Genomic DNA, 16,368 nt, shown 5'->3' with positions numbered 1-16,368 from the left:
TGTGGGAGCTGGCTTGCCTGCGATAGCGGTGTATCAGCCAGTACATCTGGCACTGAAACACCGCTATCGCAGGCAAGCCAGCTCCCACATTTAATCTTCGCTGTTCTCAAGAGCGGTGTTCATACCGCTTCCCGGCGCCGATCTTCCCTTGGGCACTTGGCGAACCTTGCCCGGTAACTGCGGGTGAAATACGACGGCGACTCAAACCCGCACGCGATACTCACCTCCAGCACGCTCAAATCACTCTGGCGCAGTAACTGCCGGGCTTTCTCCAGACGCAAGCCCAGGTAGAAATTGCTCGGTGTATCGTTCAGGTGCAGCCGAAACAAGCGCTCCAACTGCCGCCGCGTGACCCTGATCGCCTCCGCCAGCGCCAGCGTGCTCAACGGCGGTTCGGTGTGCTGTTCCATCTCGCCAATCACCTGCACCAACTTTTTGTTGTTGATGCCGTAGCGTGTGGCGATCTGCATGCGCTGGTGGTCTTTGCGCGGGCGGATGCGGCCGAGCACAAACTGTTCGGACACCTGAATCGCCAACTCCGGCCCGTGAGCCTGGCTGATCAGGTCGAGCATCAGGTCGATGGACGCGGTGCCGCCCGCCGAGGTGATGCGTCGGCGGTCGATCTCGAACAGCTCCTGGGTCACCGTCAGCTGTGGATAAGATTCCTTGAAGGCGTCGATGGCTTCCCAGTGCAAGGTCAGGCGGTGGCCGTCGAGCAGGCCTGCTTCGGCGAGCACGCAAGCGCCGGTATCGATGGCGCCCAGGGTCACGCCGTCATGGTCGAGACGGCGCAGCCAGTGTTCGAGTGTGGGCGTTGCGAACTTCAGCGGTTCGAAGCCTGCGACCACCAATAAGGTCGCGCCCTTCTTCAATGGCTCCAGCGCCGCGTCGGCGTTGACCGACATGCCGTTGCTCGCCAGTACCGCGCCGCCGTCGGCACTCAACACGTGCCAGCGATACAACTCGCCACGAAAGCGATTGGCAACCCGCAGCGGTTCAATCGCCGAGATAAAGCCGATGGCGGAGAAGCCCGGCATCAGCAGAAAGTAGAAATCCTGGGACATGGAGCGCTCTCGTAGGACGGGCAGCGTGGTCACTGTGATACGCCAGTTCAATCGGTCATTCAAGGGGGCAGGTCGCTGCAGTGCAAGAGCGGGTCGCCGCCGTGCGTTTTATCGCCCTTCAAGCTGCGTAACGTGTCTGCACGGTGCACAAAGACGCCGGAACCCACAATAACAACCTGCCGAGGGAACCACCATGAACCGACTGATCAGCCGCTGCGTGCTCGCACTCAGCGCCAGCGCCATTTTGAGCACCAACGTGATGGCAGCCGATGCGGCTTCTTGCCAGAACGTGCGTATGGGCGTGGTGAACTGGACCGACGTAATCGCCACCAGCGCCATGACCCAAGTATTGCTCGACGGCCTCGGCTACAAGACCAAACAAACCAGCGCGTCCCAGCAAATCATCTTCGCCGGGATCCGCGACCAGCGCCTGGACATGTTCCTGGGCTACTGGAACCCGCTGATGACCCAGACCATCACCCCGTTTGTCGACGCCAAGCAGGTCAAGGTGCTCGACAAGCCATCGCTGGAAGACGCCCGCGCGACATTGGCAGTGCCGACTTACCTGGCTGACAAAGGCCTGAAGACTTTCGCTGATATCGCCAAGTTTGAAAAAGAACTGGGCGGCAAGATCTACGGGATCGAGCCCGGCTCGGGCGCCAACACCCAGATCAAGGCGATGATCGCCAAGAACCAGTTTGGCCTCGGCAAGTTCCAACTGGTGGAATCCAGCGAGGCCGGCATGCTCGCCGCCGTGGACCGCGCGGTGCGCCGCAAGGAAGCCGTGGTGTTCTTCGGCTGGGCGCCGCACCCGATGAACGTCAACGTGGCGATGACTTACCTCACCGGCAGCGATGATGCGCTGGGCCCGAATGAAGGCATGGCCACCGTGTGGTCCGTCACCGCACCGACCTACGCCGAGCAATGCCCCAACGTGCACAAACTACTCAACAACCTGACCTTCACCGCCGCTGATGAGAGCCGAATGATGCAGCCGCTGCTGGATCACAAGGACGCATTGGAGTCGGCCAAGCAATGGCTCAAGGACCACCCGCAAGACCAGCAGCGCTGGCTCGAAGGCGTGACCACCTTCGACGGCAAGCCCGCCGCCGCGAACCTGCAATTGACCAGCAAATAAGCTCTTTTTGAATCACCGTTTCGCAGCCACTCCCGGCTGCGAACGGTATGACTACGCCTGAAAATCACGCCTGTAAGGAACCTGCCTCATGAACCACGACGTCATCATCACCTGCGCACTTACCGGTGCTGGCGACACGACCGCCAGAAGCCCTCACGTGCCGGTCACTCCCAAACAAATCGCTGCTGCGGCGGTGGAAGCGGCCAAGGCCGGTGCCACCGTGGTGCATTGCCACGTGCGTGACCCCGAAACCGGCAAGTTCAGCCGCGACGTGGCGCTGTACCGCGAAGTGATGGAGCGCATTCGCGAGGCGGACATCGACATCATCGTCAACCTCACCGCCGGCATGGGCGGCGACCTGGAAATTGGTGGCGGCGAGAACCCGATGGAGTTCGGTCCCAACACCGACCTGGTCGGCCCGCTGACTCGCCTGGCGCACGTGGAAGCGCTGCTGCCGGAAATCTGCACCCTCGATTGCGGCACCCTGAACTTCGGCGATGGCGACACCATCTACGTCTCCACCCCGGCCCAGCTGCGCGCGGGCGCCAAGCGGATTCAGGAGTTGGGCGTCAAAGCCGAACTGGAAATTTTCGACACCGGCCACCTGTGGTTCGCCAAGCAGATGATCAAGGAAGGCTTGCTCGACAACCCGCTGTTCCAGCTGTGCCTGGGCATCCCGTGGGGCGCGCCGGCCGACACCACTACCATGAAGGCGATGGTCGACAACCTGCCGGCAGACGCGGTGTGGGCCGGCTTCGGGATTGGTCGCATGCAAATGCCGATGGCCGCGCAAGCGGTGCTGCTGGGCGGCAACGTGCGGGTCGGCCTGGAAGACAACCTGTGGCTGGACAAGGGCGTGCTCGCCACCAACGGCCAACTGGTGGAACGCGCCAGCGAGATCCTCAGCCGCCTGGGTGCGCGGGTCATGACCCCGGCCGAAGGCCGCATGAAAATGGGCCTGACCAAGCGCGGCTGACGGTTGCGAGCATCACCGAACCTTGTGGGAGCCGGGCTTGCCCGCGATTGCGGTACACCTGCACCGAATACAGCGGCTGACACACCGCTATCGCAGGCAAGCCAGCTCCCACATTGATCACCGAACTCTTTAGGAATTTGCCATGAGCTTTATCACTGAAATCAAAACCTTCGCAGCGCTGGGCAGCGGTGTTATCGGCAGCGGTTGGGTGTCCCGCGCCCTGGCCCACGGGTTGGATGTGGTGGCATGGGACCCGGCGCCTGGCGCCGAAGCGGCGCTGCGCAAACGCGTCGCGAATGCTTGGGGCGCCCTGGAAAAACAAGGCCTGGCACCGGGTGCCTCGCAAGACCGCCTGCGCTTTGTGGCCACGATTGAAGAGTGCGTGAAAGACGCCGACTTCATCCAGGAAAGCGCCCCGGAACGCCTGGAGCTGAAACTGGAATTGCACAGCAAAATCAGCGCCGCGGCCAAGCCGAATGCGTTGATTGGTTCCAGCACATCAGGGCTGTTGCCGAGCGAGTTTTACGAAGGTTCCACCCACCCGGAACGCTGCGTGGTAGGCCACCCGTTCAACCCGGTTTACCTGTTGCCATTGGTGGAAGTGGTGGGCGGTAAAAACACTGCGCCAGAAGCGATTCAGGCGGCAATCAAGGTGTACGAGTCCCTCGGCATGCGTCCGTTGCATGTGCGCAAGGAAGTGCCAGGGTTTATCGCTGACCGTTTGCTGGAAGCCTTGTGGCGCGAGGCGTTGCACCTGGTGAACGACGGTGTGGCAACCACCGGCGAGATCGATGACGCGATTCGCTTTGGCGCGGGTTTGCGCTGGTCATTCATGGGCACGTTCCTGACCTATACCTTGGCAGGCGGCGATGCCGGGATGCGCCACTTCATGGCGCAATTCGGCCCGGCGTTGCAGTTGCCGTGGACCTATTTGCCGGCACCGGAATTGACCGACAAGTTGATTGACGATGTGGTGGATGGCACCAGCGAGCAGTTGGGCACACACAGCATTTCGGCGCTGGAACGCTATCGTGATGATTGCCTGCTGGCGGTGCTGGAGGCGGTGAAGACCACCAAGGAAAAACACGGCATGACCTTCGCCGAATAACCGCTGTTGATTCTCTGTAGGAGCTGGCTTGCCTGCGATGGCGATGTTGAATTCAGCGCTGCCATCGCAGGCAAGCCAGCTCCCACATTTGACCGAGTACATACCCGGAACTCATGACATGCCCGCACTCACCACCTACACCACCAAGATCCTCCCCGAGTGGGTCGACTACAACGGCCACCTGCGCGATGCGTTCTACCTGCTGATCTTCAGCTACGCCACCGATGCACTGATGGACACCCTGGGCCTGGACGGCGAAAACCGCGAAGCCAGCGGCAACTCGCTGTTCACCCTCGAACTGCACCTCAACTACCTGCACGAAGTGAAGCTGGGCGCCGACGTCGAGGTGCACACCCAACTGGTCGCCCACGACCGCAAGCGCCTGCACCTCTATCACAGCCTGCATCTGGTGGGCGACGAAAAGGAGCTGGCCGGCAACGAACAGATGCTGCTGCACGTCGACCTTGCCGGGCCGCATTCGGCACCGTTCAGCGAGGCGGTGCTGGGCAAGCTCGCAAGCATCAGCACTGAACAGATCGACCTGCCCAGGCCCGCCCTGCTCGGCCGCGTGATTGGACTGCCACCCCAAAAATAAGGAATCGCCATGCAAACCGCCGCCGCTGTTGCCGACTTCCGTATGTACCCGCTGATCAGCGACCTTGCCGATGTGCAGGTGCACAGCGATCACCTCAGCGTGGAATGGGCCGACGGGCGGGTCAGCCCGTTTCATCACCAATGGCTGCGGGACAACTGCCCCTGCCCTGCCTGCGTCTACAGCGTGACCCGTGAACAGGTGCTGGAAATCGTCGACGTGGACGAAAACCTCACGGCGGTCAGCGCCCGCATTGAGCAGGGTTTGCTGACGGTGGAATGGCGTGGTGGGCATCGCAGCCAATACGATCCCGGCTGGCTGCGGGCACACGCCTACGACGATGAATCCCGCGCCGAACGCCGAGCCGCCAAGCCAAAATCGCGGCTGTGGGACCGTACTTTCGAGCTGCCCGTCTTTGACTACGCAGCACTGATGGAAGACCCGAAAGCGCTGCTGCAATGGCTACTGGCGTTGCGTGACAGCGGCCTCACCCAAGTGCGTGGCGTGCCCACCGAACCCGGCTCGCTGGCGTTGATCGCCAAGCGCATTTCGTTTATCCGCGAGAGCAATTTCGGCGTGCTGTTCAACTTGCAATCCAAGGCCGATGCCGACAGCAACGCCTACACGGCATTCAACTTGCCGCTGCACAGTGATTTGCCGACGCGAGAGCTGCAACCCGGGCTGCAATTCCTGCACTGCCTGGTGAACGACGCCGACGGTGGCGAGAGTATTTTTGTCGATGGTTTTGCCATTGCGCGGGCGCTGCGGGACGAAGACCCGGAAGCCTTTCGCGCGTTGTGCGAGATCCCGGTGGAGTTTCGCAACAAGGACCGTCACAGCGACTATCGCCGGCTGGCGCCGATCATCGCCCTGGATGCCTTGGGTGACGTCGCCGAGATTCGCATGGCCAACTTTCTGCGCGGGCCGTTCGAGGCGCCAGCCGCGCAGATGCCGTTGCTGTATCGCGCCTATCGCCGGTTTATCGCAATGACCCGGGAAGCGCGCTTTCGGTTGGTCAAACGGCTGAATCCGGGCGAGCTGTGGTGTTTCGATAACCGCCGCACGTTGCATGCGCGTAATGCGTTTGACCCGGCATCCGGGGCGCGGCATTTCCAGGGCTGCTACATCGACCGGGATGAACTGCTGTCCAGGATATTGGTGTTGCAGAGGTAGACCGCTATCGCAGGCAAGCCGGCTCCCACATTCTGATTTGTGAACACCTTCAAAGGTGGGAGCTGGCTTGCCTGCGATGAGGCCAGTTGCAACCCCACAAATCCCAGCCAAAAAAAGCCCCGATCAAGCCGTGACTGGATCGGGGCAGAGTGCTTTGTGTGAGCTGCGCATCCCGAGGGTGACCAAACCTTCAAGCTGCTTGCTGGGTTGCAGTGTGCACATTCCGTGCGTTCATAAATGGCCCGAAAACGACCTGTTCATAGGTGTGCCGGACATTCGTGCATTCAGGTCTTGCCGACTCGCTGATGGCCTACCAGAATCGACCTCAGTTCCCCGCTCCCCTAACAAGGATAAACGTCATGATGCACGCGGATTTGATTGACCAGGATGACCTGCTGGGCCAACTGCGGTCGTTGGGTTTCGAAGTGTCGAGCGGCGCTACCGCCGAGCAGGCTTGTGAATGTGCGGTGCGCGGCTTGAGTGCGGCGCGGGCCAAGGCGCTCAAGGGTATGGTTGAGCAGATGTACACCGGCAGCGCGACGATATTGCCGGCGGTGAGGCAGGCGATCGACAAGCAGTTGTTACCGGCCTTGGTGCAGTTTCGGCAGAACTCTGGCGCCTGATACACCTGCTTTGTGGCGAGGGAGCTTGCTCCCGCTGGAGTGCGAAGCGCTCCCAAAGATTTTGGGGCCGCTACGCAGCCAGCGGGAGCAAGCTCCCTCGCCACAAAAGCTCTGGTGGTGTTAGAGCCTTACGCTGGCAAACGTCGACTCATTGCGCGCCTGGCTCAACGCCGACAACGGCCCCGACAACGGTGACAACACCAGCGCCTGCGGAATCGGCATCATCGCCACTTGCTGCGTGGTATTGGAACCCACGCGCTCATCGCGCGGCGGAATGCCGAAGTACTCGCGGTAGCATTTGGAGAAGTGCGGCGTGGAGACAAACCCGCACACCGACGCCACTTCGATGATCGACATCGGTGTTTGCTTGAGCAACTGCCGCGCACGAATCAGGCGCAACTTGAGGTAGTAGCGCGACGGCGAACAGTGCAGGTATTTCTGGAACAACCGCTCCAGCTGCCGCCGGGAAACCGCGACGTACACCGCCAGTTCATCCAGGTCGATCGGCTCTTCCAGGTTGGCCTCCATCAGCGCGACGATTTCCTGCAACTTCGGCTGGTTGGTGCCGAGCATGTGCTTGAGCGGCACACGCTGGTGATCCTGTTCGTTGCGAATGCGTTCGTACACAAACATCTCGGAGATCGCCGCCGACAATTCACGGCCGTGGTCGCGGCTGATCAGGTGCAGCATCATGTCCAGCGGTGCTGTGCCACCCGAACTGGTGAAGCGGTTGCGGTCGAGGGTGAACAGGCGGGTGCTCATGGCCACGCGAGGGAAGGCTTCCTGCATCGACGCCAGGCATTCCCAGTGCACGCTGCAATCAAAACCATCCAGCAGGCCGGCGCAAGCCAGGGCCCAACTGCCGGTGCACACCGCACCAAGGCGCCGAGACTGACGCGCCTGGCTTTGCAGCCACGACACATGTTCACGGGTTACGGTGCGCTGGATGCCTACGCCGCCGCAGACAATCACCGTGTCCAGGGCCGGCGCTTTGTGCATGGAGGCATCGGGGGTGATTTGCAGACCGTCGCTGGCCCACACCTGGTTTCCGTCCACACTCAACGTCGTCCAGCGATACAGCTCGCGGCCGGAGAGTTGGTTGGCCATGCGCAGGGGTTCGACTGCGGAGGCCAGGGAAATCAGCGTGAAATTGTCCAGCAGCAAAAAGCCGATGGATTGAGGCGCACGGTTCTGGGGTTGAGCCCCGGAGTTGAACGACGTCATCGCGGTATCTCCTCACACAAAGCGGGTGATGGCCTCAGGCGAGGCTCTTGTTATTGCGCTCATCCCGATCAGGAGAGAGGCTTTGGATTGATAGAGCAAATGCCATGCCTAAAGTTGAATGCGCATTCAATAACTCCTGAAAACGACCTCATGAAGTGTCTATATAAGCCCGTGCGCAGAGTGCGGATATCACCCAAAAAAGGCGCCAGGGGACGCAGGCACAAGGCGTGTGAGCAGATCGGTAGCACTTGTGGGAAGGGAGAGAAACGACGTGGGAAAAGTCTGTCACCACAAGCACGGGTGACCGATGGTCATGAGGGCAAATCGTTCGGGAGCTACTTATCTAATTGCGACGCGCTAAAAGGTGGCGCTTTTGGTTCAGGTGTTCACTTTATGCGCAGTGTCGTTCTTCTGTGGCGAGGGAGCTTGCTCCCGCTGGGCTGCGCAGCGGCCCTAAAAATCCTGGGAGCGCTTCGCACTCCAGCGGGAGCAAGCTCCCTCGCCACAGCAAGCTCCCTCAACACAGCAAGCTCCCTCACCCCATAAAAGCTGGATCAACACTCCACAGCACTCACCGCCAACCCACCCCGCGACGTTTCCTTGTACTTGTCGTGCATGTCCGCGCCGGTATCGCGCATGGTGCGGATCACCCGATCCAGGGAGATAAAGTGCTGTCCATCGCCGCGCAGTGCCATTTGCGCGGCGTTGATCGCCTTCACCGCAGCAATCGCATTACGCTCGATGCACGGCACTTGCACCAGCCCGCCCACTGGGTCGCAGGTCAGGCCCAGGTTGTGTTCCAGGCCAATCTCGGCGGCGTTGCACAGTTGCTCCGGGGTGGCCCCCAGAATCTCTGCCAACCCCGCCGCCGCCATGGCGCACGCCGAGCCGACTTCGCCCTGGCAGCCCACTTCGGCACCGGAGATCGAGGCGTTCTTTTTGCACAGGATGCCCACCGCCGCAGCCGCCAGGAAGTAGTCGACCACGTTGGCTTCGGTCACCACTTCACTGAACTTCATAAAGTAGTGCAACACCGCCGGGATGATCCCCGCCGCGCCATTGGTGGGTGCAGTGACCATACGCCCGCCGGCAGCGTTTTCTTCGTTCACGGCCAGGGCGAACAGGTTCACCCATTCCATGGCGCTTAAGGTGGAGCCGATCACGTTCGGTTTGCCCAACTCCTGCAAGCTGCGGTGCAACTTGGCCGCGCGCCGGCGCACGTTGAGACCGCCCGGCAGGATGCCTTCGTGTTTCAGGCCCTGCTCCACGCAATCCTGCATGGCGCGCCAGAGTTTCATCAGGCCGCTGCGGATCTCATCTTCCGGGCGCCAGGTTTTTTCATTCGCCAACATCAGTTCAGCGACCCGCAGGTTGTGGGTCTTGCACAGCTGCAGTAGCTCCACGGCACTGGAGAAATCATACGGCAGCTCGGTGCGGTCCATGTCTGCCACGCCGCTTTTGGCCTGGGCTTCATCCACTACAAAGCCGCCGCCTACGGAGTAGTAGGTGTCGCGGTGCAACTCAGCGTCATCACCGAACACCAGCAGCGTCATGGCGTTGGGATGGAAGGGCAGGTTTTCGTCGATCAAACGCATGTCCCGTGACCACAGGAAAGGCACCGGTAAATGCCCGTCCAGCAGCAATGTGTTGGTCTCGCGCAGAGTCTCGATGCGCAGGCCGATCTGCGACGGATCGATCGCGTCGGGCCACTCGCCCATCAGGCCCATGATCACCGCGTTATCGCTGCCGTGGCCGATGCCCGTGGCCGACAAGGAGCCATACAGCTGAACTTCGACGCGCCTTACTTGTTCCAACACAGCACGTTCACGCAGTCCTTGAACGAATAACGCCGCGGCGCGCATGGGGCCGACGGTGTGAGAACTCGAAGGCCCAATGCCGATCTTGAACAGGTCGAAAACGCTGATAGCCATTGCCGTGGAACTCCGCAGATGAACACAGGCCGGGCTTGAATGAGCTGCTACGCTCAGATCGCCCAGATGGCGGCATCATCGAGCTTTTACTCGCCCTCACGGCGTCTCACACCGACGTACCCATGCTTACCAGCGCCGCGCTCGCGGAAGGCGACGTTTTGGCCGTTTTTTGCGGTGCAGATCGGTAAAAAGTACAGTTTTGCCTTGGAAAAAATCTGTAAGCGACGTCACCGACACTGGATACGACCATCCCTGTACTGGATACGACGCCCCCTGTAGGCGTCAGATTTTCACTGGTACATGATCAGTCTCGACTCGTTTGCACAGTTGCGTGGCAGAGCTGTGCCGCACGCCCAACCGCAACACCTATAAGCGCGGTGTAATCGCCGCCAGAAAAACACCAGGAGTCCACCCATGAAAGGTTCCCCGTCGTTGTTGTTGGCCGCCATGCTGAGTCTGCCAGCCCTGGCTCACGCTGCAGAACCGGCGCAATGCCAGACCGTCAACTTCTCCGATGTTGGCTGGACCGACATCACCGTCACCACCGCCACCACCAGCGAAGTCCTCAAGGGCCTTGGCTACAAACCCCGCACCACGATGATTTCGGTACCGGTGACCTACAAGTCCCTGGCCGACGGCAAGAACATGGACATCTTCCTCGGCAACTGGATGCCGACCATGGAAAACGACATCAAGCAGTACCGTGATGCCGGCACCGTGGAAACCGTGCGCGCCAACCTGGAAAACGCCAAGTACACCCTGGCCGTACCGGAAGCGCTGTACAACAAGGGCCTGAAAGACTTCGCCGACATCGTCAAATTCAAGGATGAGCTGGGCGGCAAGATCTACGGCATCGAGCCGGGCAATGACGGCAACCGCACCATCCAGACCCTCATCGACAAAGACGCTTTCGGCCTGAAAACCGCCGGTTTCAAAGTGGTCGAATCCAGCGAAGCCGGGATGCTCTCGCAGGTGGAACGCGCCACCAAGCGCGACCAGGCCATCGTGTTCCTCGGCTGGGAACCGCACCCGATGAACACCCGCTTCAAGATGAAGTACCTGACCGGGGGTGATGATTCATTCGGCCCCAACTACGGCCAGGCCACCATCTACACCAACGTTCGCAAGGGCTACACCCAGGAATGCAGCAACGTGGGCCAGTTGCTGAAAAACCTGTCGTTTACCTTGAACATGGAAAGCACCCTGATGGGTAACGTCCTGGACGACAAAATGAAGCCGGACGCTGCTGCCAAGGCGTGGCTGAAGAAGAACCCGCAAGTGCTCGATACCTGGTTGGCCGGTGTGACCACCGTCGATGGCAAGCCAGGTCTGGAGGCCGTCAAGGCGTACCTCGCCAAGTAAGTGCTGACCCCGGGCCGGCATGCTGGCCCGGGATGTTTTTCCTCTTCGCATGTGGACATTCACTACCATGCTGACTGAACATAAAATCCCGCTAGGCCAGTACATCGCTGCCTTCGTTGAATGGTTGACCCAACACGGGGCCAACTACTTCGACGCAATCGCATCGACCCTGGAAACGATGATCCACGGCGTGACGTTCGCGCTGACCTGGTTCAATCCGCTGGCATTGATCGGTCTGATTGCGCTGCTCGCTCACTTCATTCAACGCAAATGGGGCCTGACCGTTTTTGTCATTGCCTCCTTCCTGCTGATCCTCAATCTTGGGTACTGGCAGGAAACCATGGAGACCCTGGCGCAGGTACTGTTCGCCACCCTGGTCTGCGTGGTGATCGGCGTGCCGCTGGGCATTGTTGCCGCGCACAAACCGATGTTCTACACCCTGATGCGGCCGGTGCTCGATCTGATGCAGACCGTACCGACCTTCGTCTACCTCATCCCTACCCTGACCCTCTTCGGGCTGGGTGTGGTACCTGGGCTGATTTCCACGGTGGTGTTTGCGATTGCCGCGCCTATCCGTCTGACTTACCTGGGTATCCGTGATGTGCCGCAAGAGTTGATGGACGCCGGCAAGGCCTTTGGCTGCTCGCGCCGTCAATTGCTCTCGCGGATTGAACTGCCCCACGCCATGCCGAGCATCGCCGCCGGCATTACCCAATGCATCATGCTGTCGTTGTCGATGGTGGTGATCGCGGCCCTGGTAGGCGCCGACGGCCTCGGCAAACCGGTGGTCAATGCGCTGAACACCGCCGATATTGCCCTGGGCTTTGAAGCGGGCCTGGCGATCGTGCTGCTGGCGATCATGCTCGACCGTATCTGCAAACAACCCGACGCTAAAGTAGGGGGTGATGCATGAGCATTATCCGGTTCGAAAATGTCGACGTGATCTTCTCCAAAGACCCGCGTGAAGCGCTCAAGCTGCTGGACCAGGGCATGACGCGCAACGAGATCCTGAAAAAGACCGGGCAGATTGTCGGTGTTGAAAACGCCAGCCTGGATGTGGAGAAAGGCGAAATCTGCGTGTTGATGGGCCTGTCGGGCTCTGGCAAGTCGAGCTTGCTGCGCTGCATCAATGGCCTGAACACCGTCAGCCGCGGCAAGCTGTTTGTGGAGCATGAAGGTCGTCAGATCGACATCGCTTCCTGCACCCCCGCCGAGCTGAAAATGATGCGCACCCAGCGCATCGCCATGGTGTTCCAGAAGTTCGCCCTGATGCCCTGGCTGACGGTGCGTGAAAACATCAGCTTCGGCCTGGAGATGCAGGGCCGCCCGGAGAAAGAACGGCGCAAGCTGGTGGACGACAAACTCGAGTTGGTGGGCCTGTCGCAGTGGCGCAACAAGAAGCCCGACGAGCTGTCCGGCGGCATGCAGCAGCGTGTAGGCCTGGCCCGCGCGTTGGCGATGGACGCCGATATCCTGCTGATGGACGAACCCTTCTCGGCACTCGACCCGCTGATCCGCCAGGGCTTGCAGGATGAGTTGCTGGAGTTGCAACGCAAGTTGAGCAAGACCATCGTATTTGTGAGCCACGACCTGGATGAGGCGCTGAAACTCGGCAGCCGCATCGCGATCATGAAAGACGGCCGAATCATCCAGTACAGCGTGCCGGAAGAGATCGTGCTGAACCCGGCGGATGACTATGTGCGTACGTTCGTGGCGCACACCAACCCGCTGAATGTGTTGTGTGGCCGCAGCCTGATGCGCACGGTAGACAACTGCACCCACGTCAACGGCTCCATCAGCCTGGACCCGGGCGGCGACTCGTGGCTGGACCTGGCCGAAGGCAACACCATCAAGGGCGCGCGGCAGAACGGCGCAGTGCTGAACTTGCAGAACTGGGCACCGGGGCAAGCCGTGGAAGGTCTGGGGCGGATGCCGACGTTAGTGGATTCCAATATCGGGATGCGTGAGGCGTTGCAGATTCGCTATCAGACAGGCAACAAGCTGGTGCTGCAGGACAACGACAAGGTGGTGGGGATTTTGGGTGACAGCGAGCTGTATCACGCGTTGCTGGGCAAGAACCTGGGGTAACCCCTCCTGAAGGAACTGGGTCAATGTGGGAGCTGGCTTGCCTGCGATAGCTGCAGTGAATTCACCACTGCTATCGCAGGCAAGCCAGCTCCCACATTTGACCCCATTCCAACCTTGGAACAGCGGCGCCAGTGAAGGCGCCGCTCGGCTTAACACTCAGCTATAGACACGGCCAAGGAGCTGCCGATGGCTTTCAAACTGATCGAGCACGTCCCGGGTGATCTGTTCCTGGGCAAAGCCCATCAGGTCGTATTCCTGAGGCCCGTTGTGCAGGTAAACCTCGGCCCGGTAGTAACGTGTGCGCTCTTCCTCGGGCAAGTCATCCGGTGCCGACGAATAAGCATCCAGGCTCACTTCGTAGACAAACGGATTGCCCTCTTCCATCTCGATACGCACCCCAATGCAGCGCTTGGATTTGCCCAGCAACGTCTGCACTTCCAGCCCCTGGTCACGCAACGCAGCCGCCGCTTCTTCCAGCGCTGGCGTGACGTGCTTGTCCATAAAGCGTTGCACGGTGCCCTGGCTCGGTTGCAGGTCCAGCGCGGTCAAGCGCTCGCTGAAACCACGACGGCCACGCTCGGCCAACTGCGCCTGCTCAAGTTCAATCGCCACGTCCTGACGCATCGCCTTGTGCAAGCCGAACATGAACAGGATCAGCACCACCGAGAACGGCAAGCCGGCCAGCACCACCATGGTTTGCATGGCTTCAAAGTTACCGGCAAACAACAGGCCGATGGTCACCAGGGTGATCACTGCCGACCAGAAAATCCGCAGCCAGTGCGGCGCATCTTCGTCAACGTTGCCGCCCTTGCAGGAAAGGTTCGCCATCATCACCGCGCCGGAATCCGCCGGGGTCAGGAACAATACGAAGCCCACAAAGATCGACACACCGGTCACGATTTTCGACGCCGGGTAATGCTCCAGCAGTTGGTAGATCGCCATGGACGGTTGTTCCAGCGCGGTCTTGCCCAACTCCACCGCACCGTGGTTCAGCACCAGGTCCAGGGCCGAGTTCCCGAAGATCGACAGCCACGCCAGGGTGAAGCCCAGCGGAATCAGCAGCACGCCGGCCACCAGTTCACGCACCGTGCGGCCACGGGAAATACGCGCGATGAACATGCCCACGAACGGTGCCCAGGAAATCCACCAGGCCCAGTAGAACAGAGTCCACAGGCCCATCCAGCGCTCGGTCTTGTCGGCGTCGCCTTCGTACACATACAGGTCGAAGGTCTTCAGCACGATGCCGTTCAGGTAGTCGCCGGTGTTTTGCACCAGGCCATTGAGCAAGTGCAGGGTCGGGCCAAACAGCAGTACGAAAATCAGCAGGCCGCTGAACAGCACGATGTTCAGGTTGGACAGGCGGCGAATGCCGTTTTCCACACCCGACACGGCCGCGATGGTCGCCACGGTGCTCATCACGATGATCACGATCAGCAGGTTAGTGTTGCTGTGCGCCATGCCGAACAGGTTTTCCAACCCGGACGACACCTGCATCGAACCAATCCCCAGGTTCGTCACCAGGCCCAGCAGGGTCACGAACATGCCGAAGCCGTCCACTGCGTGACCGGCCGCGCCTTTGACCCAGCGCTCGCCCACCAGCGGGTACAGCGCCGAGCGCAAGGCCAGCGGCTGGTTATGACGATAGGCAAAGTACGCCACGGCCAGGCCGACCAGCGCGTAGATCGCCCAGCCGTGCAGGCCCCAGTGCAGGAACGTCAACTGCAACGCCTGGCGTGCAGCGTCGCCGGTGGCCGATGCGCCTTCAGGCGGGTTGAAGTAATGGTCCAGCGGCTCGGACGCGCCGAAGTACAGCAGCGAGATGCCGATGCCCGACGAGAAAAGCATGCCGGCCCAGGCGCCGTAGCTGAAGTCCGGGGTGTCGTCCTTGCTGCCCAGTTTCAACTTGCCGTAGGACGAAAACGCCAGGCCCACCACAAACACCAGGTAGGCGGCGATCACAACCATGTAGTACCAGCCAAAGCTTTTCGACAACCAGGCTTGGGCCACACCGAGCATCCTGCCGGCTTCCTGCGGGGCGATAATCAGAATCGCGGTCAACAACAGAATCAGCGCGGTGGAGGTGTAGAACACCCAACCGTTGACCCGCACCTTTTCTGGCGGGGTCTTTATAAGAGAGGCAGAACTCATGGCACAGATGCTCCGGGCAGTGCAGAGAAACACAAGGCAACGCATGACCCGAGCCATCGATTTTTCGGCAGTCGACGGACGGGTGTATAAAGACACCCCGAAAAACCCCAAACCCTCGGCGAACCGCTGTGCCGGGCTGTTTCAAGGTTTTTTGCAGATGTCAGGTGGCGCCACATGCACGTAGGAAATACCTGTAGGCAGCGACCATTTGTCGCAGATCTTATTCTTTGTTGATTGAACGTTCAATCAAAACAAAATAGACTGGCCCACAAGCCGACGGACGTTTATCGCCCGTTGGCAGGCCTAAGGAGAGGTGCACGATGCCCAAGGTCGGTATGCAACCCATACGCCGCCAGCAGTTGATCGAAGCCACATTGACGGCGGTCGATCAGGTCGGAATGGGAGATGCCAGCATTGCGCTGATCGCCCGTCTGGCCGGTGTCTCGAATGGCATCATCAGTCACTATTTTCAGGACAAGAATGGCCTGATCGCCGCCACGATGCGGTACCTGATGAACGTCCTGATCGAGAACGTCACCGAGCGCCGGTTGGCGCTGAAAGATGACAGCCCGCGGGCCCATCTTCAGGTGATCATCGAGGGCAACTTCGACGCCAGCCAGGTCAACGGCCCGGCGATGAAAACCTGGCTGGCCTTCTGGGCCACCAGCATGCACCACCCGTCATTGCACAGGCTGCAGCGGATCAACGATCACCGTCTGTATTCCAACCTGTGCTGCCAGTTCCGCCGAGCGTTGCCGTTGTCCGAGGCACGCAGCGCAGCCCGAGGCCTGGCGGCCCTGATCGACGGTTTGTGGTTGCGCGGCGCCCTGTCGGGAGACGCTTTCGACACGGAGCAGGCGCAACGGATCGCTTACGAATACATGGATTTCCAATTGGCCAAACAGGTGAGTTAGAGCACACATAGACGCTCAACTTCCGGA

Annotated in this window: 14 protein-coding genes; 10 read left to right on the top strand and 4 right to left on the bottom strand. The window is 60.5% G+C overall.

The features are described from left to right. Positions 1-119 precede the first annotated feature (119 nt). Positions 120-1,064 carry a GlxA family transcriptional regulator gene (locus ACZRN6_RS11885; RefSeq protein WP_464008012.1) on the bottom strand — a complete coding sequence of 315 codons (945 nt, stop codon included), beginning with the start codon at positions 1,062-1,064 and terminating at the stop codon, positions 120-122. A 193-nt stretch (positions 1,065-1,257) separates the two neighbouring features. Between ACZRN6_RS11885 and ACZRN6_RS11880 the strand changes: the two genes are divergently transcribed. The 6 genes from ACZRN6_RS11880 to ACZRN6_RS11855 all read left to right on the top strand — a co-directional run bounded on the left by ACZRN6_RS11880 (position 1,258) and on the right by ACZRN6_RS11855 (position 6,674). Continuing rightward, entirely contained in the window at positions 1,258-2,202 is a 945-nt protein-coding gene (locus ACZRN6_RS11880; RefSeq protein ID WP_322148032.1) for a choline ABC transporter substrate-binding protein, read from the top strand. Positions 2,203-2,290: 88 nt separating this feature from the next. Beyond that, positions 2,291-3,178 carry a 3-dehydrocarnitine:acetyl-CoA trimethylamine transferase CdhC gene (gene cdhC, locus ACZRN6_RS11875; RefSeq protein WP_464008011.1) on the top strand — a complete coding sequence of 296 codons (888 nt, stop codon included), beginning with the start codon at positions 2,291-2,293 and terminating at the stop codon, positions 3,176-3,178. A gap of 142 nt (positions 3,179-3,320) precedes the next feature. Further along, complete coding sequence (locus ACZRN6_RS11870) at positions 3,321-4,286, top strand: L-carnitine dehydrogenase (RefSeq protein WP_322148034.1); 966 nt, start codon at positions 3,321-3,323, stop codon at positions 4,284-4,286. 118 nt (positions 4,287-4,404) lie between these two features. After that, the gene (locus ACZRN6_RS11865) at positions 4,405-4,881 is read left to right on the top strand and encodes a thioesterase family protein (RefSeq protein ID WP_464008010.1); all 477 of its coding nucleotides are present in this window, start codon (positions 4,405-4,407) and stop codon (positions 4,879-4,881) included. A 9-nt stretch (positions 4,882-4,890) separates the two neighbouring features. Further along, a complete protein-coding gene (locus ACZRN6_RS11860) occupies positions 4,891-6,051 on the top strand; it encodes a gamma-butyrobetaine dioxygenase (RefSeq protein ID WP_464008009.1) in 1,161 nt (386 codons plus the stop codon). 359 nt (positions 6,052-6,410) lie between these two features. Beyond that, positions 6,411-6,674: a hypothetical protein gene (locus tag ACZRN6_RS11855; RefSeq protein WP_003216918.1), complete on the top strand. Its 264-nt coding sequence runs from the start codon at positions 6,411-6,413 to the stop codon at positions 6,672-6,674. A 120-nt stretch (positions 6,675-6,794) separates the two neighbouring features. On the opposite strand, the gene gbdR is transcribed toward ACZRN6_RS11855, so the two are convergent. Both gbdR and ACZRN6_RS11845 read right to left on the bottom strand, forming a co-directional pair. Next, the gene (gene gbdR / locus ACZRN6_RS11850; protein WP_003216915.1) at positions 6,795-7,898 is read right to left on the bottom strand and encodes a choline metabolism transcriptional regulator GbdR; all 1,104 of its coding nucleotides are present in this window, start codon (positions 7,896-7,898) and stop codon (positions 6,795-6,797) included. 554 nt (positions 7,899-8,452) lie between these two features. After that, positions 8,453-9,829 carry an L-serine ammonia-lyase gene (locus ACZRN6_RS11845; protein ID WP_322148038.1) on the bottom strand — a complete coding sequence of 459 codons (1,377 nt, stop codon included), beginning with the start codon at positions 9,827-9,829 and terminating at the stop codon, positions 8,453-8,455. Between the two features lie 414 nt (positions 9,830-10,243). Between ACZRN6_RS11845 and ACZRN6_RS11840 the strand changes: the two genes are divergently transcribed. The 3 genes from ACZRN6_RS11840 to choV all read left to right on the top strand — a co-directional run bounded on the left by ACZRN6_RS11840 (position 10,244) and on the right by choV (position 13,279). Further along, on the top strand, positions 10,244-11,191 hold the full coding sequence (locus ACZRN6_RS11840; RefSeq protein ID WP_010167544.1) for a choline ABC transporter substrate-binding protein: 948 nt from the start codon (positions 10,244-10,246) through the stop codon (positions 11,189-11,191). Positions 11,192-11,258: 67 nt separating this feature from the next. After that, positions 11,259-12,104, top strand: coding sequence for a choline ABC transporter permease subunit (gene choW, locus ACZRN6_RS11835; RefSeq protein ID WP_076017809.1), 846 nt, complete (start codon positions 11,259-11,261; stop codon positions 12,102-12,104). After that, positions 12,101-13,279 carry a choline ABC transporter ATP-binding protein gene (choV, locus tag ACZRN6_RS11830; RefSeq protein WP_322148039.1) on the top strand — a complete coding sequence of 393 codons (1,179 nt, stop codon included), beginning with the start codon at positions 12,101-12,103 and terminating at the stop codon, positions 13,277-13,279. The genes choW and choV overlap by 4 nt, the downstream gene beginning before the upstream one ends. Positions 13,280-13,435: 156 nt before the next feature. Here the strand turns inward: choV and ACZRN6_RS11825 are convergent, their stop codons facing one another. Next, the gene (locus ACZRN6_RS11825) at positions 13,436-15,370 is read right to left on the bottom strand and encodes a BCCT family transporter (protein WP_464008065.1); all 1,935 of its coding nucleotides are present in this window, start codon (positions 15,368-15,370) and stop codon (positions 13,436-13,438) included. A 377-nt stretch (positions 15,371-15,747) separates the two neighbouring features. On the opposite strand from ACZRN6_RS11825, the gene betI reads away from it, so the two are divergent. Beyond that, positions 15,748-16,341, top strand: a complete 594-nt coding sequence (gene betI / locus ACZRN6_RS11820; RefSeq protein WP_010167549.1) for a transcriptional regulator BetI — start codon at positions 15,748-15,750, stop codon at positions 16,339-16,341. Positions 16,342-16,368 lie beyond the last annotated feature (27 nt).

The organism is Pseudomonas sp. A125 (assembly GCF_055409485.1).
This window is presented reverse-complemented; position numbering and strand designations above follow the sequence as displayed.